This window comes from Streptomyces sp. NPDC048420 (assembly GCF_040651535.1).
Classification (GTDB): Bacteria; Actinomycetota; Actinomycetes; order Streptomycetales; family Streptomycetaceae; genus Streptomyces.
The window spans coordinates 232,271-252,620 of record NZ_JBEZKG010000006.1 but is presented as its reverse complement, the minus strand read 5'-3'; the positions used below and the strand labels follow the sequence as shown (position 1 = coordinate 252,620).

General features: G+C 69.1%; 21 protein-coding genes. 11 read left to right on the top strand and 10 right to left on the bottom strand.

Going from position 1 to position 20,350, the window contains the following annotated elements:
- Window positions 1-11 precede the first annotated feature (11 nt).
- Window positions 12-929 (top strand): LysR family transcriptional regulator, encoded by a 918-nt coding sequence (locus AB0D34_RS12845; RefSeq protein ID WP_362660716.1) that lies wholly within the window; start codon window positions 12-14, stop codon window positions 927-929.
- A gap of 341 nt (window positions 930-1,270) precedes the next feature.
- Here AB0D34_RS12845 and AB0D34_RS12840 read toward each other — a convergent pair whose 3' ends face one another.
- Window positions 1,271-1,603 carry a hypothetical protein gene (locus AB0D34_RS12840; RefSeq protein WP_362660714.1) on the bottom strand — a complete coding sequence of 111 codons (333 nt, stop codon included), beginning with the start codon at window positions 1,601-1,603 and terminating at the stop codon, window positions 1,271-1,273.
- A 469-nt stretch (window positions 1,604-2,072) separates the two neighbouring features.
- Here AB0D34_RS12840 and AB0D34_RS12835 point away from each other — a divergent pair, with 469 nt between their 5' ends.
- The gene (locus AB0D34_RS12835; protein WP_362660711.1) at window positions 2,073-3,323 is read left to right on the top strand and encodes an amidohydrolase family protein; all 1,251 of its coding nucleotides are present in this window, start codon (window positions 2,073-2,075) and stop codon (window positions 3,321-3,323) included.
- The gene (locus AB0D34_RS12830) at window positions 3,293-3,724 is read left to right on the top strand and encodes a cupin domain-containing protein (RefSeq protein ID WP_362660708.1); all 432 of its coding nucleotides are present in this window, start codon (window positions 3,293-3,295) and stop codon (window positions 3,722-3,724) included. Before AB0D34_RS12835 ends, AB0D34_RS12830 begins: the two co-directional genes overlap by 31 nt.
- A gap of 115 nt (window positions 3,725-3,839) precedes the next feature.
- Here AB0D34_RS12830 and AB0D34_RS12825 read toward each other — a convergent pair whose 3' ends face one another.
- From AB0D34_RS12825 to AB0D34_RS12810, 4 genes are all read right to left on the bottom strand, one after another.
- Entirely contained in the window at window positions 3,840-4,418 is a 579-nt protein-coding gene (locus AB0D34_RS12825) for a helix-turn-helix domain-containing protein (RefSeq protein ID WP_362660705.1), read from the bottom strand.
- Between the two features lie 580 nt (window positions 4,419-4,998).
- Window positions 4,999-5,145, bottom strand: coding sequence for a hypothetical protein (locus tag AB0D34_RS12820; protein ID WP_362660702.1), 147 nt, complete (start codon window positions 5,143-5,145; stop codon window positions 4,999-5,001).
- 73 nt (window positions 5,146-5,218) lie between these two features.
- Window positions 5,219-6,043 carry an SDR family NAD(P)-dependent oxidoreductase gene (locus tag AB0D34_RS12815; protein WP_362660699.1) on the bottom strand — a complete coding sequence of 275 codons (825 nt, stop codon included), beginning with the start codon at window positions 6,041-6,043 and terminating at the stop codon, window positions 5,219-5,221.
- Window positions 6,044-6,118: 75 nt separating this feature from the next.
- The gene (locus AB0D34_RS12810) at window positions 6,119-7,021 is read right to left on the bottom strand and encodes an NmrA family NAD(P)-binding protein (protein WP_362660696.1); all 903 of its coding nucleotides are present in this window, start codon (window positions 7,019-7,021) and stop codon (window positions 6,119-6,121) included.
- A gap of 137 nt (window positions 7,022-7,158) precedes the next feature.
- On the opposite strand from AB0D34_RS12810, the gene AB0D34_RS12805 reads away from it, so the two are divergent.
- The gene (locus tag AB0D34_RS12805) at window positions 7,159-7,503 is read left to right on the top strand and encodes a helix-turn-helix domain-containing protein (RefSeq protein WP_362660693.1); all 345 of its coding nucleotides are present in this window, start codon (window positions 7,159-7,161) and stop codon (window positions 7,501-7,503) included.
- A gap of 15 nt (window positions 7,504-7,518) precedes the next feature.
- Here the strand turns inward: AB0D34_RS12805 and AB0D34_RS12800 are convergent, their stop codons facing one another.
- Window positions 7,519-8,190, bottom strand: a complete 672-nt coding sequence (locus tag AB0D34_RS12800; protein WP_362660690.1) for an SDR family NAD(P)-dependent oxidoreductase — start codon at window positions 8,188-8,190, stop codon at window positions 7,519-7,521.
- 414 nt (window positions 8,191-8,604) lie between these two features.
- Between AB0D34_RS12800 and AB0D34_RS12795 the strand changes: the two genes are divergently transcribed.
- Window positions 8,605-10,314 (top strand): MFS transporter, encoded by a 1,710-nt coding sequence (locus AB0D34_RS12795; protein WP_362660688.1) that lies wholly within the window; start codon window positions 8,605-8,607, stop codon window positions 10,312-10,314.
- Window positions 10,315-10,457: 143 nt separating this feature from the next.
- On the top strand, window positions 10,458-10,877 hold the full coding sequence (locus AB0D34_RS12790) for a nuclear transport factor 2 family protein (RefSeq protein ID WP_362660685.1): 420 nt from the start codon (window positions 10,458-10,460) through the stop codon (window positions 10,875-10,877).
- Between the two features lie 28 nt (window positions 10,878-10,905).
- Here the strand turns inward: AB0D34_RS12790 and AB0D34_RS12785 are convergent, their stop codons facing one another.
- Entirely contained in the window at window positions 10,906-11,685 is a 780-nt protein-coding gene (locus tag AB0D34_RS12785; protein WP_362660682.1) for an IclR family transcriptional regulator, read from the bottom strand.
- Between the two features lie 148 nt (window positions 11,686-11,833).
- Here AB0D34_RS12785 and AB0D34_RS12780 point away from each other — a divergent pair, with 148 nt between their 5' ends.
- From AB0D34_RS12780 to AB0D34_RS12760, 5 genes are all read left to right on the top strand, one after another.
- Window positions 11,834-13,021 (top strand): FAD-dependent monooxygenase, encoded by a 1,188-nt coding sequence (locus tag AB0D34_RS12780; protein WP_362660680.1) that lies wholly within the window; start codon window positions 11,834-11,836, stop codon window positions 13,019-13,021.
- Window positions 13,018-14,133 carry an NAD(P)-dependent alcohol dehydrogenase gene (locus AB0D34_RS12775; protein WP_362660677.1) on the top strand — a complete coding sequence of 372 codons (1,116 nt, stop codon included), beginning with the start codon at window positions 13,018-13,020 and terminating at the stop codon, window positions 14,131-14,133. Before AB0D34_RS12780 ends, AB0D34_RS12775 begins: the two co-directional genes overlap by 4 nt.
- Before the next feature lie 202 nt (window positions 14,134-14,335).
- Window positions 14,336-16,045, top strand: coding sequence for a thiamine pyrophosphate-binding protein (locus AB0D34_RS12770; protein ID WP_362660674.1), 1,710 nt, complete (start codon window positions 14,336-14,338; stop codon window positions 16,043-16,045).
- Between the two features lie 46 nt (window positions 16,046-16,091).
- Window positions 16,092-16,910, top strand: coding sequence for an SDR family oxidoreductase (locus AB0D34_RS12765; RefSeq protein ID WP_362660671.1), 819 nt, complete (start codon window positions 16,092-16,094; stop codon window positions 16,908-16,910).
- 10 nt (window positions 16,911-16,920) lie between these two features.
- Window positions 16,921-17,469: a VOC family protein gene (locus AB0D34_RS12760; RefSeq protein WP_362660668.1), complete on the top strand. Its 549-nt coding sequence runs from the start codon at window positions 16,921-16,923 to the stop codon at window positions 17,467-17,469.
- Between the two features lie 63 nt (window positions 17,470-17,532).
- On the opposite strand, the gene AB0D34_RS12755 is transcribed toward AB0D34_RS12760, so the two are convergent.
- The 3 genes from AB0D34_RS12755 to AB0D34_RS12745 are packed head-to-tail and all read right to left on the bottom strand — an operon-like array spanning window position 17,533 to window position 20,146.
- Entirely contained in the window at window positions 17,533-18,471 is a 939-nt protein-coding gene (locus AB0D34_RS12755; protein WP_362660665.1) for a dioxygenase, read from the bottom strand.
- Between the two features lie 11 nt (window positions 18,472-18,482).
- Window positions 18,483-19,550, bottom strand: coding sequence for a maleylacetate reductase (locus tag AB0D34_RS12750; RefSeq protein ID WP_362661015.1), 1,068 nt, complete (start codon window positions 19,548-19,550; stop codon window positions 18,483-18,485).
- The gene (locus AB0D34_RS12745) at window positions 19,550-20,146 is read right to left on the bottom strand and encodes a nuclear transport factor 2 family protein (protein ID WP_362660662.1); all 597 of its coding nucleotides are present in this window, start codon (window positions 20,144-20,146) and stop codon (window positions 19,550-19,552) included. Before AB0D34_RS12745 ends, AB0D34_RS12750 begins: the two co-directional genes overlap by 1 nt.
- Between the last annotated feature and the right edge of the window lie 204 nt (window positions 20,147-20,350).

Below are 20,350 nucleotides of genomic sequence, written 5' to 3'. Positions count from 1 at the left end.
GACCTGGCGTCATGGGGCTGGACCTGAACCTGCTGGTGCCGTTGGAGGCGCTGCTGCAGGAGCGGAGCGTGAGCCGGGCCGCGCGGCGGCTCGGTCTGAGTCAGCCGACCGTGAGCGCGGCGCTGGCCCGGCTGCGCCGGCACTTCGGCGACGAACTGCTCACCCGGATGGGGAACGCCTACGAGCTCACCCCGCTGGGAGAGAGCCTGGCTGAGCACGCCGTACAGGCGCTCGGCTCGGCCGACCGGGTCTTCCAGGCCCGGTCGGCCTTCGATCCCGCCTGCGCCCGGCGGGAGTTCAGCGTGGTGGTGACCGACATTCAGCTGGCGACCTTCGGGCGCACCCTCGCCGCTCTGGTGCGCGACGCGGCACCGGAGGTGCGGCTGCGGTTACAGCACGCCACCTCGCACCTCGTCAGGAACGCCCAGGAACATCTGCGCATCGTCGACGGGATGCTGCTGCCGCAGGGAGCGCTGACGAACGTCCCGGCCATCGACCTGTACGAAGACCGCTGGGTGTGTGTCGTCTCCGTCGACACCGTCACGCCGACGCCGCCCGCCCCCGAGGAACTCGCCGCCCGCCCCTGGGTGGTGCCGTATCCCTTCCTGGCGACGGGGTTCCCGGCTTTGCGTCAATTGTTCGCGCACGGCACCGAACCACGGGTCGAGATGACCACCGAGAGCTTCCTCACGATGCCGTACCTCGTCGCGGGCACCGACCGGGTGGGCGTGGTCCCCGAACGAGCCGCCCGCCTGTTTCCCGCCGACAGCGGGACGGCTGTCGTGGACTGGCCCTCCCACACGGGGACGTTGGTCGAGTCCCTGTGGTGGCACCCCGCGCACGCGCGCGACCCCGCGCACATCTGGTTCCGGCGGACCGCGGCCGAGGCCGGCCGACTCATCGCCGCCGGCATGGCGCGGAGCGCTTAGCCCGAGCTCGGCACACACTGCCATCCTTGGGTACGGCGGGCGCCGACAGCCATCCCCCCACTCTTTCCTTCACATGGGGATACAAGTGATGAGCAGCGAGTTGGAGAGTTGCAGGCGCCACGTCCAGCACCCAACCTCCGAACGATCGAGGTCGTCGTCGACCGGGACGCCGTCGCCTCTGGCGCCGCGGTCGACGGGAAGCCCTGACAGCCCTACAACCTCGGGTACGGCTACGGGCGGAGAATCCCGCTGTCGCACGACCTGTTGCAGGCCTTCCCGCCACCGGCTCGGCACAGCCGTCGGTCGGCAGATTTGTTTAGCCGGCCCGAGTACGCGTCAGATCAGCCAATGCAGTTGTAGTGCGCCAGGGCGTATACATTGCCCGAGCTGTCGGTCAGGATGCTGCCGTCAAGGTACTGGACCGACTTGGTCCCCGGGTAATTGGCTTTGCACACGGCCAATGCCAGGTCCTTGGTCGCGTCCTCGATGTTATTGGGGAATCCGTAGGCCGTGGCGGGCACCTGCCCGAGGACAGCGGCGCTGGCAGGGGCGGCCACAGCGATACCGCCCACGGTGGCGACAGCGGTGAGGGCGAATGCGGTACCCGCTGTCCGCATCCTTCGGCTGCGCCGCGTATTCGATGTGCTGGTGGACCGGCGCTTACTCAAATTCATGTCTGTAGGCTCCTTGTGATGACACGAAGGTCCCGCGATATGAGGACTCGTGTCCTCGTTGCGTGGGGGGCTTTCATGGTCAAGTCTCGCTCTTGAAGCTGCCCTTGCGGAACAAGAGATCGCCGATGGTGTGCATAGACAAGATCGATATCCCTGTGAGGGCTAAACAGTTGAGCGGCTGGCACCGGATGAGTTGTGGGAGTCGCCACTGCCGCCAACCGAACCACGGTCGAGATGACCATCGATAAGCCGACTCGTCGCCGCGAACGTGGCGGGGAGGCACAGCCCGAGCGGCCAGGGCGGTATCGGGCCGGTCTATACCCGCCATAGATGATCTCTCGTTCCCCAAAGTGCTGGTCAGCGGCGATAGTTGGGTCTGCGGACACGGTGTGCACGTGCAATGGATCTCCTCCGGTACGGCGGGCACCGACCGCCATCCCCCCACTCTTTCCTTCGCATGGAGATACAAGTGACGCGCAGCGAGTTGCAGGCGCTACGTGCAGGACACGTCTTCGACGGCGTCGACGTCAGGGGACCGGGCATGGTCCTCGTCGAAGACGGTGTCATCCGTGACGTCGACTTCACGGGAGCGGCGCCGCCGGAGCACGCAGCCGTGACGGACTTCGGGCCGGACGGCTGGCTGCTTCCCGGACTGATCGACGCGCATGTGCATCTGTGCTGGGACGGCACCGAGGACGCTGTGGCCCATGTGCCGTCCGACGACCGCGAGACCGTACTGAAGACCGCGCATGCTGCGGCGGCGACCACACTTCGGGACGGCGTCACCAACGTCCGGGACGTCGGAGACCGCGACTATCTCTCCCTCGCGCTGCACGAGCAGATGTCGCCCACGGAACGCCCCGAGATCGTCGCCGCGGGCCCGCCGATCACCACCCGGGGCGGGCACTGCCACTTTCTCGGCGGCGAGGCCGAGGGCCCCGATGCGCTCCGGGCCGCCGTACGAGAACGCGCCGAGCGCGGCTGCGAGCTGGTGAAGGTGATGGCCAGCGGTGGCAACGTGACCCCCGGTTCCAACTCGCTGCATCAGCAGTATGACCGGTCCGACCTGCGGCTCATCGCCGACGAGGCGCACCGGTACGGGCTCCGCGCGGCCGCCCACGCGCATGCCGTCCAGGCGGTCACGGACGTGGTCGAGGCGGGCTTCGACACCGTCGAGCACTTCTCGTTATTCACTCCCGAAGGTGTCGAACTGCGCCAGGAGGTGCTGGACGAGGTCGTACGGCGAGGGACGTTCGTCAGCCTGACGGTGGGGATGCTGCCCGGGCTGCCGGTGCCCGCTCCGGCCCTTGCCGCTCGCTTCGCCGCCATCATCGAGGTCATGAGCAAGATCATCGCTTCGGGCGCCCGGGGCGTTCCCGGGACCGACGCCGGCGTCGGCCTTGGGAAACCGCACGGCATCTATCCGCACGCGCTGACACACCTCGCCGAGCTGGGAATGCCCGCCCGCGGTGTGCTCCGGGCCGCGACCTCCGAGGCGGCCGAAGCGGTGGGCCGGGCCGGGGAGCAAGGGCGTGCTGCGTCCCCGCACCGATGCCGACCTCCTGGTGCTCGGCGGCTCACCCCTCGACGACATCGCCGCCGTCACCAATGTCCGCGCGGTGTACCGGGCAGGCCACCCAGTCCGCTGACCCACTCGACTCCGCACGCTACGAAAGGACCGCAGCACATATGCGCACGACCCGCCGGGCAGCCCTCATAGGCATGTCCGCCCTGCCCCTCGTCCTGGTACCGGGAGTGGCCCATGCCACGCCGAGTTCGGGAGTCTCGTCAACCACCCTCTACGAGCGGACGGTTGACGGCACGACGTACACACTGAAGCGGATCACGATCAGCCCCGGCGGCACGACCGGATGGCACTACCACCCCGGGACGGTGCACGGGATCGTACTGGAGGGCACGCTGACCCACTCGGACGCGGACTGCTCGACCGACGGCGTGTACTCCTCGGGCGACACCATCACCGAACCGGCCGGACCGGACCACATTCACATCGGCCGCAACCTGGGCAGTGCCCCTGTCGTCCTCGACGCGCTGTACGTCGATCCGGTCGGCGCCCCGCTCACGGTGGACGCGCCCAACCCCGGGTGTGACTTCCAGTGACCGGACGTACCCCTTGGGATCGGACGGCGTGGGTCTGAACTCCGCTTGCTGGCGGGCCAGTTGGGTGCACTGCGCCCGCTGGCCCGGCCGGTGGAGTAGGCCGATGACCTGTGCGTCAGTGCCAGCTCTGCTTGGTGGGCTGCTCCTCCAGAGCTGAGGCCGGGTCGAACAGGCACATGAGCAGATCGATGAAGTAGTCCGCGACCCGCTTGGCGGTCCGGCGGTTCTCGACCTGCACGATCTGCAGGGCCGCCGCGTGGAGCAGCCCGGTCACCGCGAACGCTGTCGAGTCCGGCAGCGGCGGCGTGCCGATGGTGAGGCCTTCCGTGCCGTGCTTGAAGCGCTCCAGCGCCTCTCGCCGCATGGGAGAGAATCCGGCCGGCCCGTCATCGCCGATCATGATGCGGGTGATGCTGCGTTCTTTCCATGTACTCATGAGGTAGGCATGGGCCCCCGCGAGATAGATGGTGGCGGGGCTGGCCGATTCGGCGTCGGCGGCCCGTTTCGCGGCGCGGGCCGAGGCGGCGGCGTGGATGCTCGACAGCTCGTTCGCCAGAGCGATGAACACCTCGAGTTTGCCGCCGAACTGGTGGTAGATACTGCCGACGCTCACGCCCGACGTCTGGACGATGTCGTTGATGCTGGTGTTCTCGTAGCCGCGCTCGGAGAACAGTGTCCGCGCCGCGTCCAGCACCGCACGCTGTGTCGTCGCCGACCGGGGCCAGCGGGTCGAACGGCCTCGTCGACCTCGTGGTCCGACGGCTGGATCCTCGGCGTGGCTGACGTCGGAAGTCATCCGCTTAGCACTCTTCTCGTCGACACAACTGCTGATGGGGCCGGTCCGCTCCATTCTAGACTCTAGAGCGAGCTTCTAGGTTGTGTTTCCTGGCACCCTGCGGCGGCTAGCTGATGGCTGGTTCGCCCAACCAACACGCCGGCGAGCAGCACTTCCGGTTGCCAGCGACGCGGATCTTGCTGGTTTACCCGCCCGTGGAACGCCCGAGCAGGGCGGCCTTCAGCCGGAGCTTGCGCCGACTGCCGGATGCGCCGCCGCTCTTCCCTCTCGGTGTCGTCTTCGGTCTCCTCCACGGCTCGCTCGTCACAGTCACCACTCTTGACCTGGCCTTCTTCGCCTGGACGGCGGATTTCTCCGGAGCGGTGAGGACGTCTTCGTCCATGGGCATCCCGGCAAACGTCGTGGTGGGCCTGGGCGGTGGTGGAGTCGATGCCGACCAGAGGCATGTCCACCTCACCCCGCTTCGCGGCTTCCGCGATCAGGCCGTCCAGTAGGGCCTCGAAGGCTCCGGCGTCACGCCCTCGAATTGCTGTCGCAGCCGCTCGCGGTACGGGCCGTACTCGCCGATCGGCAGGTACGGCCCGATGAACTCCCAATCCGCATCCGTCAGTTGCACTCGCGTCACCCGCAGAGGTCTACCGGTGCAGACGCTGCGGCGCAGGCAGACCTCGCAGATTGATCACGACGCAATACGCTCCCTAGTTTCCGTCAGCGGCCTTGGACAGGTGCTCCCATTCGGCCCAAGTCTCCAGACGCCTCTGGTATGCGGCGGGAACCAGCTGGGTGGGCGCCTCGCCGAAGAGCACGCGCAGCGGGGGCTTCTCCATATCGGAGAGTTGGAGGAGTACGGCAGCGGCACCCTCGGGTCCGGCGGCCGATCGGACGAGCGTGCCCACCATGTCGGCCAGCGACGCACGCAGGGGTTCGTAGGCAGCCAGTGGGCGCGCAACGGAGACCGGCGCATTGTGAATATTGGTGGCAAAAGCGCCGGGCTCGATCAGGGTGACCTTGATCCCGAACGGCGCTACCTCCTGGGCGAGTGCTTCGCTGAGGGCTTCCAACGCCCACTTGGAGGTGCTGTAGGCGCCCATGCCGCCTGCGGCGACCATCCCAGCGACCGACGAGATCTGGAAGATGTGGCCGCTACCCTGCTCGCGCAGGATCGGCAGGACCGCCTGCGTGACATGGAGCACGCCGAACAGGTTGGTTTCCAGTTGGTCGCGCAACTCCTTAACGCTGAGTTCCTCCACGGCGCCGTACAGGCCGTATCCGGCGTTGTTGACCACCACGTCGATCCGGCCGAACCGTTCCTTGGCGGCGGCGACCGCCTCGAACACCTGGGTGCGGTCGGTGACATCGACACGTATGGGCAGCAGGGCGTCGCCGAACCGGTCGGCCAGGTCGCCCACCGCGGCGGTGTCGCGAGCGGTGGCCGCGACCCGATCACCGCGTTCCAGCGCGGCGCGTGCGAACTCGCGCCCGAACCCCTTCGAAGTGCCCGTGATGAACCAGACCTTGTTCATGATCTTTCCTCTGCGTGGGGGGGGAGGAGGAGGTCAGGCTTCGCGGCGGTGTCCGGTCCGCGACAGCCGAACGTCTCAGACGGTGAGGTACTGCTCGACGGTGGTCGGCCGGATCGAGGGGTAACGGTCGTTCGCCAGCGCATCGAGCTTGCCTTCGCCCGCCAGGTTCGCCCGGAGGTACATCAGCTTGAGAAACTCCAGGAAGTTGCCGGGGCCGCCGGCCTGAAGTTCGGTGATGCGGTCGTCGAGGTCCGCCAGCGATCCGAGACGCTCTACGCGCAGCTTCGTACCGGTGGCCTTCTCGTAGGCCGCGACCAGACCATGGAAGTCGACTCGGTCGCCGGCCACCGGAAGGACTCGACCGATGGAGTTGTCGTCGAGGGCCGCCGCGGCCGTGTATCGGGCGGTGTCCTCCCAGGTGGTGTAGTCGACCGGTTGTTCGCCGTCGCCCCAGACGTACGCGATCCGCTCCACCGGGTCGATGATGCGGTGGAAGTCGAACAGCACGTCGCGGGCGAGGAAGCTGCCGTTGAGTACGTGAACCACTTCCACCTCGCCGCGCTCGGCGTCGGCCAACTCCGCGAACTGGCGACGCCAGTCGGCTGCCACGATCCGCCCGGGCCGCAACTTGAACAGGTCCATCGTGAAGGTCGAGGGAATGAGACGTCGCACGCCCGCGGAACGGGCCGCTCGCAGCAGCGCCGCCTGCCCGTCGACGATGACGTCGGGGCCGCCCTGCACGGCCGAGACCACGGTGGTCGCGTCGGCGGTGAACGCGGCCAGCGTGTCGTCGCTGACCGCTCCGAATGCTCCTTCCATGATCTGAGCGCCGCGGCTCTCCAGGCCGGCGACCTTGGCCCGGCTCTCGGGCCGCACGAGCAGCCGTAGCTGCGCGTCCGACTGCGCGAGGACTTCGTCGGCGATGAGACCGCCCAGGTGTCCGCTTGCGCCCACAACTGCGATGACTTTGGTGCTCATGGTGTCTCTCCAGGGTTTCGGGATGGCGATGTTCGCCAAAGGCACGCAACGCTCGGCACCGAGCAGCTTTTCGAATGCTAGGTGCTAGGAAAAACCTAGCACCTTGTGGGATGAGTGCAGTAGGTAGACTCCGTCACATGGCGAAGACGGAGCACCTCGGACACCTGGGACACGACGCATCCGGGTGCGAGGCCGCGCTGGGTCGGGCGTTCGGCGTGCTCGGCAAGCGGTGGAACGGTCTGGTCATCGCGATGCTGGGCAGGGGACCGATCGGCTTTGCCGAACTTCGCCGGAGGATCGGTGCGATCAGCGATTCGGTGCTGTCGGACCGACTCGCCGAGCTGGCAGAGGCCGGGGTGGTCGAGCGGCACGTCACCGACACGCGGCCGCCCGGCGTCCAGTACGGCCTCACACCCTCCGGGGAGGCGCTGCTTCCGATCCTCGAACAGATCGCCGTGTGGGCGGGAGATCACCTGGACTGACGGGCGCGGTCAAGGTCACCGGCGACTCGTGTGCGCGGTGGTCGATCCGTCCCTGCGGTCGCCGGGGCGCCCGCGCTGATCACGGGTCTGATCCGGCCGGACGAACGGGCGCCTTGTCCCGATCGCGGGCGCGCGGGCCGGATGGTTTTCGTGAAACCCTCGTCGGCAGGCAGCCTCAACGGCGTCGCGGCGGGCCTCGTCCGGACCGCGGCGGCCGTTGCCGGCCGATGTCTCGGGCGCCGTGGCGTTCCTCGCTTCCGACGAGGCGAACGGAGGGGGCGCGGTCCAGTGGCTCGATGACGTGATGTCGACGATCCGGCCGGACCCGGAGGCTTCCAGGTCCGGCCGGAACGCCTCGGAGGCCAGGAAGGCGCCGTCCACGTCGACGGCGAACGTGCGACGCCTCTGGTCGAAAGGCACGTGCTCGATGTCGGCCAGGAGCACGGCGGCGGCGTTGTTCGCCAGTATGTCGGTGGCGCCGAGTTCGCTGCGGACACGTGCTGCGCATGCGTGGATCGCGTCCTGGTCCGAGCTGTCGACCTTCTCGCTGAAGAAAGGTCGGCCGGATTGCTCGACGAGTTCCCGTCTGTCGCCGGCCGGATCGACGTCCGCGACCGTGGTGTCCGCTTCCTCCGACGCGAGCCTGCGGGCGATCTCCTGCCCGATGTCGGTGCTGCCCCCCGTCACGACGGCTGTCTTGCCCGTCAGTCTTCCAGCGATGACTCGTCTTCCCTGTCGGCGCTCGAAGGAACCGGGGCGGCGCACGGCCTCCTGCGGCGGACGGTCCCGGTAAGGCGATCACTCACGAATGGTGCAGGCAGAGATCGTCGCCGAGGGGTGTTCTGTTCGTCTGATGAACATGTCCATTGAGCGTGACGGGGGTCACTTCCTACGTTGTCGCTGCTCGGTAGGTCGGTCCCCTCGCCGAGCGACCTGAATCAGGGTTGGTCGCAGAGCCACGCGGAGGTGGTCCGCGCTGGCCCCCGGGGCTGTTCGGCAGCGGTGTCTCCGCATGGCCGTACAGAAGCACCCCCCCCCAGCAAGGTCCGGCGGTGAACGCCGGTTCCGACAGCAGCGCGAGCCGCGCGCAAGGAGTCGTCCATGGTCCAGATCGATTCACCCGCCGAGGCAAGCGGGGAGAGTGGCAGATACACCCTGAGGCCGGGCACGCTGGCCGCGGTGGTGCTCGCCGTGTGCCTCTCGCAGATGGCCCTTTCCGTCCCCTCGCTCATCACCGGGCTGATCCAGCAGGATCTCGCGCCGTCCTCGGCGCAGCTGACGTGGATCGTCGACGCCTTCTTCATCCCCGTCGCGGCGCTGGAACTGGGCTTCGGCGTGTTCGGTGACCTGTTCGGCCGCAAGCGCCTGCTCGTCTGGGGAGCCGCGCTCATCGTCGTGGGCTCGACCGTCGCGGTCCTGGTGCCGGGGGAGGGGGCGTCGACGGACACCCGGGTCACGATGCTGATCATCGGTCAACTCCTCAGCGGAATCGGGGCCGCGGCCATCTTCCCGACCAGCCTCGCCATGGTGGCGGCCGGCACGCACACCACCGCCACCCGCGCGCGTGGCGTGGCGGTCTGGGCCGCCGCGCTCTCGATAGGCGGCTTCCTCGGACCGCTGCTGGCAGGCGTCGCCGCCAAGATCCACACCGGCTGGGACGGGACCGGGAACTGGCGCTGGGCCTACGTCGGTGTCCTGGTCATCGCCGCGGTCAGCGCGCTGCTGTCACTGACCCTCGCCCAGAACTCCGCCGCGCCCGAGGGCCGGTCCCTCGACTGGCCGGGACAGATCACCGCCGCGCTCGGCCTGTTCGCTGTGCTGTACGCCGTGATCCAGGGTCCCGAGAGCGGCTGGGGGAGCCCTCAGATCGTCATCGCGTTCGTCGCCGCGGGTGTCTTCCTCGTGTTGTTCGTCTTCGTGGAGGGCCGCGTCGCCCAGCCGCTCCTCCTCCTGAGCGCCTTCAAGAACCGGGCGTTCGCCGTCAACTCGGTCGTCACCCTGGTCGGCATGTTCGGCTTCCTCGCGATCATGTACTCCACCAGCATCCGGCTCACCACCGTCCAGGGATTCAGCCCGCTGAAGAGCTCCATCGCCTACCTCTTCTTCGGAGGCATCGGCCTCGTGCTGTTGCCTCTCACGTCGAAGCTCCTGGAGCGCTACAACCCCCGCTGGGTGCTCTTCGCGGGCCTGACCCTCATCGGGGTCGGCGGGCTCTGGTTCGCCGGAGTCCCGGCGAGCGACCGGGCGCTGGGCTCCATCGTCGGGCCGCTGATCCTCGCCGGCACCGGTTCGGGACTCGCCTTCGCCGCCATGAGCGCGGTCGCCGTCAACGCACTGCCCAACCACCTCGCCGGAATGGCGAGCGGCGCCACGAGCACCTTCCGGGACCTCGGGTTCGCCTTCGGCCCTGCGATCGCGGGTGCTGTCGCACTGGGCCAGGCCGCCAAGGAGATGGCCCGCGAGGTGGCCGGCGATCCCGGCCTGAGCAAGGCATACGCGGCTTTCCAGGCCGCTCCGGCCCACGCCCCCGCGGACCAGAGACCGCAGCTGGAGGCCGCGGTGCATGCCGTTGCCTCGGGACCGCTCGGCGCCAACTCCGTGCCGGCGACCGTCACTTCGCCGGACGGTCAGGTCATCCCCTTCAACCCGCTCAAGGACGTCGCGTTCGACGCCCTCAGCAACAGTTACTCCCACGCGTACGTGCTCGGCGGCGTGGCCGCTCTCGTGGCCGCGGCACTCACCCTCGCGGGCGGGCGCGGTGGTTCGGGAGAGACGCATCTCGACGACGATCCGCACACCCTCGACGACTGACCGCTCGACGTACCGGCCGGTGCCTGACGAAGGCAGCAGGCCGGGGCGACCGCCGCGACTCCTCCCCGGGAGGAGCCACCGCGGCGGGCGACGCCGTACCACGCACAAGGCTCAACACGAACCACTCGGACAGGAGTCGCACCATGACCACCACACAGTCAGCGCCGGACAGCAAGGACGACGTCCTCGGAACGGGCACGGTTTCCCAAGCGGAGGCGGCGTGGCTCGTCGCGATCACGAAAGGGGACGAGGAGCAGCGTGCGCTCATGCTTCCCGACTGCGTGATCGTGCACGGGCCGGTCGGGAACGTCCACGACCGCGAGGGCTTCCTCGCCTACAACGCGTCGATGGGAGCCACCCTCGAGGCCGAGACCAGCGAGGTGGAGTGCCGGGAGCGAGCGGGGCGGGCGATCGTGACGTGCTTCCAGAAGATGAGCAGCCGGCGCGTGCCCGACCTGCCGCCGTTCCTGGTGCAGGCGGTGGTCACCCGGGTGTGGTTCGCGACCGACGAGGGATGGCGGCTCGGCCACATGCAGCTCTCCCGGCGGCAACCCGCGGTATGACGCGCCGGTTTCCCCGCCGCGCGCGAGGTCACGACGTACGAATGGGAATGCCGGGCCGCCAGCCGAGACTCCGGGACAGCCCCAGTCCGCTCGCGACCAGCGAGGGGACGGCCGCCTGCAGTTTGATCGAGCCGGCGGCCACCACGACGGACAGTGCCGCGACGACCTTTCCACGGCCGTCGACGATGCGTGTGGCGACGGACTCGGCGCCCTCGCTGAGCTCCTCCTTGACGACCACCGTTCCGGTGGAGCGACAGGACGCCAGTTCGCGGCGGAGTTCGGCCGGGTCCACGATCGTCTTGGGCGTGAAGCGCCGCAGCCTGCCCGCGAGCACCTCGTCGATGAACTCCGGACTGCTGTGGCTCAGCAGCACCTTGCCGACACCCGAGCAGTGCAGCGGCAGATGGCCGCCGACCTGCGAGGTGAGCCCGACGGCGTTGACCGCCGAGAGACGTTCGATGATCACGGCCTCCTCGCCCTGGAGGACGGCCAGCTGTACATGCTGGCGCAGAGCCGTGTACAGGTCCTCCACGAAGGGCTGGGCGGCGCTGCGGAGCGTCTCGGCGCGCGGTGCGAGCGTGCCGAGACGCCACAGCCGCAGGCCGACCGCGAACCGGTTGTCGCTGGTGCGCTCCAACGCGCCGGCCTCCACGAGTTCGAGCGTGAGGCGCCGCGCGGTGGCGTGCGGCATGCCGGTGCGCCTGACCAGGTCGGCGAGGCTCAGCTCGGTGTGGTCGGGGTCGAAGGCGAACAGCAGGTCCCACAGCCGGGAGCTGACCGTCCGGCCGGGCTCGTTCGCGCGAGGCATGGGCCTCTCCTTCATCGTTTCTGAGTCCGGCCATTCTACCTGTCATGTTCGTTGGATGGATATAGGAGTTCTAACAACGCGCAGTTTGCCGGACTCTTGCACGCAGCCAGTCACCACCTCGCTTCGAGGTCCACGGGAGTGAAAGACCATGAGTACTGACAACGGCCCCAAGATCGCGATCCTCGGTGGTGGCATCGGAGGCCTCGCCGCCGCGGCGTTCCTGCGCGAGCAGGGGTTCGACAGTGACGTATACGAGCAGGCGTCCGCCCTGACCGAGGTCGGCGCCGGCCTGGTGATCGCGCCCAACGCGGCCCGCCTGCTGCGACGTCTCGGCGTCCTGGACCGGTTCGTCAAGCGCGCGGTCCGGATGGGGATCGGCTGGGAGTTCCGGCGTTGGCAGGACGGCACGGTTCTCTCCGCGGAGAACCTGGAGGAGGGGTGCATACGCCTGTACGGCGAGCACACCTACGCCGCCCACCGCGCCGACCTGCTGGAGGCGCTGAGGTCGGCCGTCCCCGAGCGCTCGATCCACCTCGGCCGGCGTTGCGTCTCGGTCGAGTTCGAAGGCGACCAGGCTGTTCTTCGGTTCGAGGACGGCGAGACGGTTCGCCCGGACATCCTCATCGGCGCCGACGGGGTCCACTCCCGTGTGCGCGGCGCGATCGTCGGCCCGACCCAGGCGAGGGAGTCGGGCATCTGCGCCTTCCGGGCTCTCGTACCGGCCCACAAGGCCCCCGAGTTCGCCAAGCGGCGAGCCCAGACTCTCTGGATCGGCCCCGACCACCACCTCGTGCACTACCCGGTCTCCGGAGAGGACTACGTCAACCTCGTCGCCTTCGCACCGGCCGGCGCTGACAGCGTGGAGTCCTGGACGGCCACCGCGACGGTCCAGGAACTGCTCGACGAGTTCGCCGGCTGGGATCCCCGCCTGGTGGAGCTGATCAAGTCGGCCGAGACGCCGGGGCGCTGGGCGCTGCTCGACCGCGAACCCCTCGACCACTGGAACCGCGGCAACGCCACCCTGCTGGGCGACGCGGCCCACCCGATGTTCCCGTTCTTCGCCCAGGGCGCCGCCCAGGCGATCGAGGACGGCGCCGTCCTGTCCCTGTGCCTCGCCGCGGACCCGCACAACCCGATCGCGGCCCTGGCCCGCTACGAGGAACTGCGTCGGCGCCGCACGGCCCGCCTCCAGGAGGTCTCGCACGGAAGGTCACACATCAACCACCTCCCGGACGGCCCCGAGCAGCAGGCCCGCGACCTGCAGTACTCGCAGGCCGACCCGCTCAGGGAGAACGGCTGGATCTACGAGTACGACCCGGAGGTCGCCGTCTCATGAGGATCACCGCGGCGGTGTCACGCGAGAGCGGGACCGTCCCCGGGCTGGAGCAGGTCGACCTCGGTGAACCGAGGCCGGACGAGGTTCTGGTGCGCATGGTGGCGACGGGCATCTGCCACACCGACATCAATGCGCACCACGGCCGTGGGGTTCCCGTTCCCCGCCCGATCGTGCTCGGGCACGAGGGCGCGGGCGTCGTGGAGGCGGTCGGGGCCGGGGTGACGCGCCTCGTGCCCGGTGACCACGTGGTGCTCTCGGGCAACTCCTGCGGTGTGTGTCCCCGCTGTCTCGACGCGCGGCCCACCTACTGCCGGGAGGCGATGCGGGTTGCCTTCGGCGGCGCGCGACTCGACGGCAGCTCACCGATCTCCCGGGACGGTGACCGGATCGCGGCGATGTTCTTCGGACAGTCCTCCTTCGCGACGTACGCGCTGGCGCCCGCACGCAGCGCGGTCCTGCTGCCGAAGGACCTCCCGCTGCACCTGATGGCACCGCTCGGCTGCGGTGTGATCACGGGGGCGGGTTCGGTCCTGGAGTCGTTCCGGCTCCGCCCCGGACAGTCGATCGCGGTGTTCGGCACCGGAGGCGTGGGGCTCGCGGCCGTCATGGCGGCCCGCCTCGCGGGTGCCCGGCACATCGTCGCCGTCGACATCAACCCGTCCCGACTCGACCTCGCTCGGGAGCTGGGAGCGACGGACACCGTGCTGGGCGGCTCCGGAGCCGAACAGGCGCTGCGGGACATCGACCCCGAGGGCTTCGACTTCGCGTACGTCACCGCGGACGTACCGTCCGTCTACGCGACCGCGACGGAGTGCCTCGCTGTAGAAGGCACCCTTGGCTACGTGGTGGCACCCGCGGGCGAATGGGTCCCGGACACCGGGTTTCTCCTTGCCGGCGGCCGCAGGCTCCAGGGGATCATCGGCGGCTCGGCCAACCCTCACGTGCTGATCCCCCAACTCGTCGAGTACTGGCGGGCGGGTCGGTTCCCGTTCGACCGGATGATCGAGGAGTTCCCGTTCAGCGACTTCGCTCAAGCGTGGACGGAGACCCGTTCCGGGCGGGTGATCAAGGCCGTGCTCAGGATGCCGGAAAGCGATGCTCGGGATGCCTGAAGCCTGATATCGCCTCCGCGACCATCCCGGTCGGCGGGGTCACGACCGGGCGATGCCGATCAAGACATTGGCCGTCCAACGAACACAGCCATTGTCGTATCCCACGACCCCACGAAGACTGCGGCACGGGCGGCCCGAGACGCGGCCCGGCCTCAGCCCCCTTGTCGAAACCCCGAGTACGTCCAGAGAGGCGGACCATCGCATGGCAACCGCAACCGGTAGTGGGCTCGTCGTCAGAACGCTGCGGCGAGCCGGGGTCGACGTGGCCTTCGGTCTGCCCGGAGCGCACATCGACGGCATCCTCCAGGACGCCCTGGACGCCAAGCTGCGGGTCGTCGACGTACGGCACGAGATGAACGCCGGCCACGCGGCCGAGGGATACGCGCGGGTCACCGGGCAGCTGGGCGTCGCCGTCGTCACCGCCGGGGGTGGCTTCACCAATGTCCTGACCTCGGTGGCCAACGCCTACCTGGACCGGACCCCCGTCCTCTACATCGCGGGGTCGGCCCCGCTGGAGATGGACGAGGTCAACGACCAGCAGGCCGGTTTCGACCAGGTCGCCATGGCGGCCCCGGTGACCAAGTTCGCGCACCGCGTCACCCGACCCGAGCTGATCCCGCGTCTGGTCGCCCAGGCGATCCGTATCGCGCAGTCGGAGCCCAAAGGCCCGGTGCTCCTGGACATTCCCTGGGACGTCCTGCGCCAGTCGGTGGACGTCGACGATGTCGACGACCACCGCGTCGAGGTCGACGGCACCGGTGTATCCCCAGCCGGTGTCGTCGACCGCATCATCGAGGCGCTCAGCACCGCCCGCCGCCCGGTCGCGCTGGTCGGCAAGTCCTTCGTCACCGCCGAGGCGCGGGCCCGGTTGCACGAGTTCGCCGCCCGTACCGGAGTGCCCCTCTTCTCCGACTGGGAAGGCCTCGGGTCGATCGCCGGCTCCGCACAGCACGTCGGCCTCCTCCAGACCCTGGCCACCGTCCCCGAGGACGAGCGTCCCGACCTGGTCCTGATGCTCGGGCTGCGCTTCGGAATGGCCACACAGTTCGGCACCGGACGACTGCTCCCGAAGAGCGCGCGGATCTTCCAGGTCGACCCGGACGGCCGTGAGCTGGGCCGTCTGCAGGATGTCGAACTCGGCGTCCAGGCCGATCCGGTCGGCACGATCGGCCTGCTGAACGACCGGCTGAACGACAGGCTGGGCGACAGCGGCGTGCCTTCGGGGCGCGAGGACTGGCTCACGGCCCTGCGGCACATCTCCGCCACCCGGCGCTCCGCGCTCGCCGACGAGACCGAGCAGCACGAGGACGCCGCGATCCACCCGTACCTCGCGGTCCGTACGATCGCCGAGAGCGTCCCCGACCAGGCCACCGTCGTCGTCGACGGCGCCCTGACCGAGCTGTGGCTCTCCGAGACGATCGCGCTCGCGCCGCTGGCCCACTACCTCGGACACGGCTACCTCAGTGCGATGGGGAGCAACTTCGGCGTGGCGCTCGGAGCCCAGTACGCGCACCCCGACAAGGCGACGATCCTCGTCACCGGCGACGGCGCCGTCGGCTACAGCCTCGCCGAGTTCGACACCCTCGTCCGGGCGGGACTCCCGGTCGTCGTGATCGTGCTGAACAACCGGGCCTGGGGAGCCACCCTGCACACCCAGCAGTTCATCTTCGGACAGGACCGCGTCACCAACAACCGCCTGGAGAACGGCTCCTACAGCGCAGCGGCGCGAGCCCTCGGCGCGGACGGCGTCGACGTCACCGACCTGGACCAGCTGCGCCCCGCGATCGAGGCGGCCCTCGCCGCCCGCCGCCCGACCTGCATCGACGTGCGCGTGAGTCTCGCGCCCATTCCTCCGGAGGAGCGCGTGCTGAACGGCGGAGCTCCGTTCGGCGGCGTCGAGATCGACGCGTGAACCGCCACTTCTGATCTCCCACTCCTGACCCCCATGAAGGAGAACCATGAACGACGCGACTGACACCGAGCCTCGCGACCCCGCCGTCCGGGACCGGCGGCAGCGCTTCCTCGGCAAGACCTGCCTCGTCACCGGCGGCAGCAGAGGACTGGGTCTGGCAGCCGCACAGGCCTTCGCGCGTGAGGGCGCGCGCGTGGTCATCATCGCTAGGGACCCGGACCAGCTGAAGGTCGCGAGCGGTCTCATCGGTGACGGCACGATCACCGTCGCGGCCGACCTCTCCTCGGTGGCCGGAATCAAGGCCGCTCTCGCCGAGGTCGCCGCGGAGGTCGACCACGTGGACGCGGCCTACATCAACGCGGGGCACGCCGGCATGAAGCGCCTCGACAACATGGACGAAGCCACCTGGGACAGGGTGTTCGACACCAACGTCAAGGGCTCGTTCTTCCTCATGCAGGGGCTCAGGCCCTTGCTCACACCCGGCGGTGCCGTCGTCTTCTGCGGCTCGGCGGCCGGCCGAAGGGCCAGCGCCGGAACCGCCGCCTACGGAACCAGCAAGGCCGCACTGGAGCACCTGACGCGCATTCTCGCCGCCGAGGTCGTCGCCGACGGTATCCGCGTCAACATCGTCGTTCCGGCCGGCATGAACACCGATATCGCCTCCCGTACGACGGGCCTGGCGCCCGGGGGAGCGGACGCCTTCCGAGAGCGGATCAGGCTCAGTACCCCCATGCTCCGCGAGGGGGAACCGGACGAGCTCGCCGACGCCGTGCTCTTCCTGGCCTCGTCCGAAGCCGGCTACATCACCGGTGCGTCCCTTCTGGTGGACGGCGGCCTCACCAGCTTCCTCCGCCCGTCGGCCTAGGAGGACGACCGTGGAGTTTCCCTTCGGCCAGCCGACCGACGCCGTCGTCCAGTTCGCGTACACGGTCCCCGACCTCGCCGTCGGAATGCGCTGGTGGACCGACCGACTCGGCGTCGGTCCCTGGTTCGTGAACCAGAGGATCGGCGGCGAGGGTTCCACCTACCGCGGTGAGCCAGGGAAGGCCGAGTTCACCCTCGCGCTCGCCTTCTCGGGGCACATGATGATCGAGCTCGTCCAGACCCTCGACGACGAGCCTTCCATGTACAAGGACGCCTACGAACGCCACGGTTACGGCTTCCACCACGTCGCCAAGATCGTGCCGGACGTCAAGGCAGAGGTCGAACGCCACGAGGCGAGCGGCGCGGTGGTGCGTTTCCACGATGTGGCCCCGGGCGGCGACGTCTTCTTCCTGGACGGTGGTGGAGACGCCCCGGGGATGATCGAACTGGTCCAGGACAACGAGATGACCCGGCAGATGTTCACCTCTGTCTGGCGGGCTTCGGTCGACTGGGACGGGTCGCGCCCCGTCCGGGACTTCGCGGAGTTGCTGCCGGACTGACCATGCGGCCATCACGACGGAGGGGCGGTCCGACCGGACCGCCCCTCCGTCACATGTTCGGGGTCACACACCCGTGGGCGCGAGGACGATGTCGAAGCGCACCCGGCTCCAAGTGCCCTCGATGGCACGGCCGTCGGGCGCTGGGGCGCCCGCGGGCTGCCGTTCGAACCGTTTGACCAGGGAGTCCTTGACGCCGAAGACGGTGTCCCTGTGTCCGATCGGGTCACCCTCGGGGAAGATGTGGGTCACCAGCGTGCGCGTGTGCTCGTGGGAGACCATGAAGTGCAGGTGGGCGGCGCGCAGCGGTGAGCGGCCCACCGCGTCGAGCATCTTGCCGACCGGCCCGTCGTTCGGAATGGGGTACGGCGTCGGCGTGAGCCCCCAGAAGCGGTAGGTGCCGTCGGCCGCCGAGAACAGATGCGCCCGGCCCGCGCGCTTTCCGGCGTCGTACTGCACGTCGTAGAGCCCGTCCTCGTCGGCCTCCCAGACCTCGATCCGCGCACCGGCGAGCGGGGTGCCGTCGGTGTCGGTGACGGTGCCCTCGACCCAGCAGGGCTCGCCGGGGGCGCCGAAGGCCATGTCCTCGCCGAGTTCGATCCGTGGGGCGTCCTCGACGAAGAACGGTCCGAACACGGTTGCCTCGGTGGCGCCTTTGTACGCCTGGTTGTTGACGTTGATCGTCTGCATGCTCGCGCCGAGAGTGTCGGACAGCAGGATGAACTCCTGACGGACGTCATCGGTGATGTGCCCGGCCCGGGTGAGGAAGTCGATCGCCTTTCCCCACTCGTCCTCGGTCAGCCGGACCTCACGGATGAAGGAGTGCAGGTGTTTGACCAGACCGACCATGAGTTCCTTGAGCCGTGCGTCGTCGCAGGCGTCGAAGGAGGCGATGACGTTGTCCACCAGCCGCTGCTCGACCGTCTGTTGCTCCGGCGACACCTCGCGGTGGATCGTGTCGGCGTCGTCGGTCCGGGCCGAGTCGGGGTTGACGTAGGTAGCCATGGCGGCCTCTTTCAGCTGATCGGTTCGCCTGCCCACGCGGCCTGCAGCAGCAGGGTCAGGTTCGCGTAGGTGACGGGAGTGGGGTTGTTGGCCGGGATCGCTTTGATGATCGGCGCCAGCGCCTTGGCGATGCCGTCCTCGGGCATGCCGTAGTCGCGCAGTGCCCGCGGCCCACCCAGCACCTTGCGCAGGGCGGCGAGCCCGGCGCTCGCCGTGCGGGTGCCGCAGTCCGTGCCGAGGGCCTGGGCGATCCGCGCCTCCGCCTCCGGGGCGTGCGGGGCGTTGAAGGCCAGTACGTAGGGCAGGACGACCGCGTGGGTCTGGGCGTGGGGGAGGTTGAACATGCCGCCGAGGACGTGGCAGATCTTGTGGTGCATGCCGGAGCCGGCCGAGGCGAAGGCGACGGCGGCGAGGTAGGCGCCGTACAGCGTCTGCTCGATGCCCTGGACGCTCGTCGAGTCCACCGCCACCGTGGGCAGGCCGGCCGCCAGTGCGCGGATGCCCTCCTGCGCCAGCGCCCGGTCGATCGGGTCGGCGCGCGGTCCCCACATCGAGTCCACGCAGTGGGCCATCGCGTTCAGACCGCTGGCCACGGTCATCCCGCCGGGCAGCGTGGTCAGCAGACCGGCGTCGTACACCACCGAGGCGGGCAGCACCTTGTCGTCCACACCGGTCGTCTTGGTCTCACCCTCGGTCAGGCCCCACACGTTGGTCGCCTCGGAGCCCGCGTAGGTGGTGGGGACCGCGACGATCGGCAGCCCGGTGGCCAGCGCCACGGCCTTGGCCAGCCCCGTGGTCGAGCCGCCGCCGACGCTGACCAGGACGTCCGCGCCCACGTCGGCCGCGGCCCGACGGGCTCGCTCCGCGACCTCGACCGGTACGTGCATCACGACCTCCTCGTGACGCAGGACGACCGGGATCTCCTTGTCGATCGGGTCGGCCAGTTCCTTCTCGCGGTCCGACGCGATCAGCATGACCTTGGTACCGCCGAGTGCCGCGACCTCCGCAGCCACTGCGGCAGGCGATCCGCCCGCCGCGAACACGACCCGTTGGGGGAGGGTCTCGTGGGTGAACCGCATCAGGCTTCCGTCAGCCACTGCTTGCCTTCCGAGTAGAGCTGCTCGACTGCTGGGCCGGTGAGGCCGGGGAGTCCTTGCTTCACCGTGAAACCCGCCTTGGTCTGCAGGTAGGCCAGGTGTCGGTAACCGGTCGGGAACCGGTTGAGGAGGTCGGGGTCCAGCGTGAGTGAGGCAGCGGGGTCGACGAGGTCGAGCCGGTCCTTTTCGTAGATCGGCTGTCGGCGTGCGAGGGTCCAGCGCCCGGCGTGGCGGGAGAGGAAGTCGTAGAAGCGGCCGGTGCAGACGACGTCGACCTCCACGTCGTCGATGCTCGCGCGCTGGTTGATGGTCATCTTGGTCTGGGCGATGGCCCGGTCGCCGCTGATGTCCGCGGTGTGGCCGCCCAGGAAGTGGAGGATGCTGACTCCGTTCTCGAAGCCCTCACGGCTGGCCTTGATGAAGTCGGTGGCGCTGCCCTGGAACCAGGTGGCGCTCATCCAGCCGTCGCGCGGATGCCACACCGTGGCGAAGCGCTCCCAGTGCCCGGCGTCGCGCCACAGCGCCCAGTTCTCGACGAGCTGCCGGATCTCGTGGCGGTCCTTGTCGCTCTGCGACATTGCTGACTCCTTGGAGGGGCGGAGATCCCGGTGCAGGGGTCTCGTCAGAGAGACCGGAAGAACTCCTCCAGTTCCCGGTCGAGCTGTTGGGAGGCTTCTGTCTCCCGGACGTCCGCCAGCCATGCCGCTCCCAGCGCCGGACTGAACGCCGCGGCAAGGAACCACGGCCGGGGGAGCAGTGGCCGCGGGCGGGGCGCACGCCGA

What these genes read in the sequence shown, in the direction of transcription:
- AB0D34_RS12785 (WP_362660682.1), bottom strand. Translation starts at nt 11,685, where the DNA reads ATGCCTCGCGCGAACGAGCCCGGCCGGACGGTCAGCTCCCGGCTGTGG.
- AB0D34_RS12775 (WP_362660677.1), top strand. Translation starts at nt 13,018, where the DNA reads ATGAGGATCACCGCGGCGGTGTCACGCGAGAGCGGGACCGTCCCCGGG.
- AB0D34_RS12815 (WP_362660699.1), bottom strand. Translation starts at nt 6,043, where the DNA reads ATGAACAAGGTCTGGTTCATCACGGGCACTTCGAAGGGGTTCGGGCGC.
- AB0D34_RS12770 (WP_362660674.1), top strand. Translation starts at nt 14,336, where the DNA reads ATGGCAACCGCAACCGGTAGTGGGCTCGTCGTCAGAACGCTGCGGCGA.
- AB0D34_RS12795 (WP_362660688.1), top strand. Translation starts at nt 8,605, where the DNA reads ATGGTCCAGATCGATTCACCCGCCGAGGCAAGCGGGGAGAGTGGCAGA.
- AB0D34_RS12840 (WP_362660714.1), bottom strand. Translation starts at nt 1,603, where the DNA reads ATGAATTTGAGTAAGCGCCGGTCCACCAGCACATCGAATACGCGGCGC.
- AB0D34_RS12755 (WP_362660665.1), bottom strand. Translation starts at nt 18,471, where the DNA reads ATGGCTACCTACGTCAACCCCGACTCGGCCCGGACCGACGACGCCGAC.
- AB0D34_RS12845 (WP_362660716.1), top strand. Translation starts at nt 12, where the DNA reads ATGGGGCTGGACCTGAACCTGCTGGTGCCGTTGGAGGCGCTGCTGCAG.
- AB0D34_RS12790 (WP_362660685.1), top strand. Translation starts at nt 10,458, where the DNA reads ATGACCACCACACAGTCAGCGCCGGACAGCAAGGACGACGTCCTCGGA.
- AB0D34_RS12810 (WP_362660696.1), bottom strand. Translation starts at nt 7,021, where the DNA reads ATGAGCACCAAAGTCATCGCAGTTGTGGGCGCAAGCGGACACCTGGGC.
- AB0D34_RS12765 (WP_362660671.1), top strand. Translation starts at nt 16,092, where the DNA reads ATGAACGACGCGACTGACACCGAGCCTCGCGACCCCGCCGTCCGGGAC.
- AB0D34_RS12805 (WP_362660693.1), top strand. Translation starts at nt 7,159, where the DNA reads ATGGCGAAGACGGAGCACCTCGGACACCTGGGACACGACGCATCCGGG.
- AB0D34_RS12780 (WP_362660680.1), top strand. Translation starts at nt 11,834, where the DNA reads ATGAGTACTGACAACGGCCCCAAGATCGCGATCCTCGGTGGTGGCATC.
- AB0D34_RS12750 (WP_362661015.1), bottom strand. Translation starts at nt 19,550, where the DNA reads ATGCGGTTCACCCACGAGACCCTCCCCCAACGGGTCGTGTTCGCGGCG.
- AB0D34_RS12830 (WP_362660708.1), top strand. Translation starts at nt 3,293, where the DNA reads ATGCGCACGACCCGCCGGGCAGCCCTCATAGGCATGTCCGCCCTGCCC.
- AB0D34_RS12745 (WP_362660662.1), bottom strand. Translation starts at nt 20,146, where the DNA reads ATGTCGCAGAGCGACAAGGACCGCCACGAGATCCGGCAGCTCGTCGAG.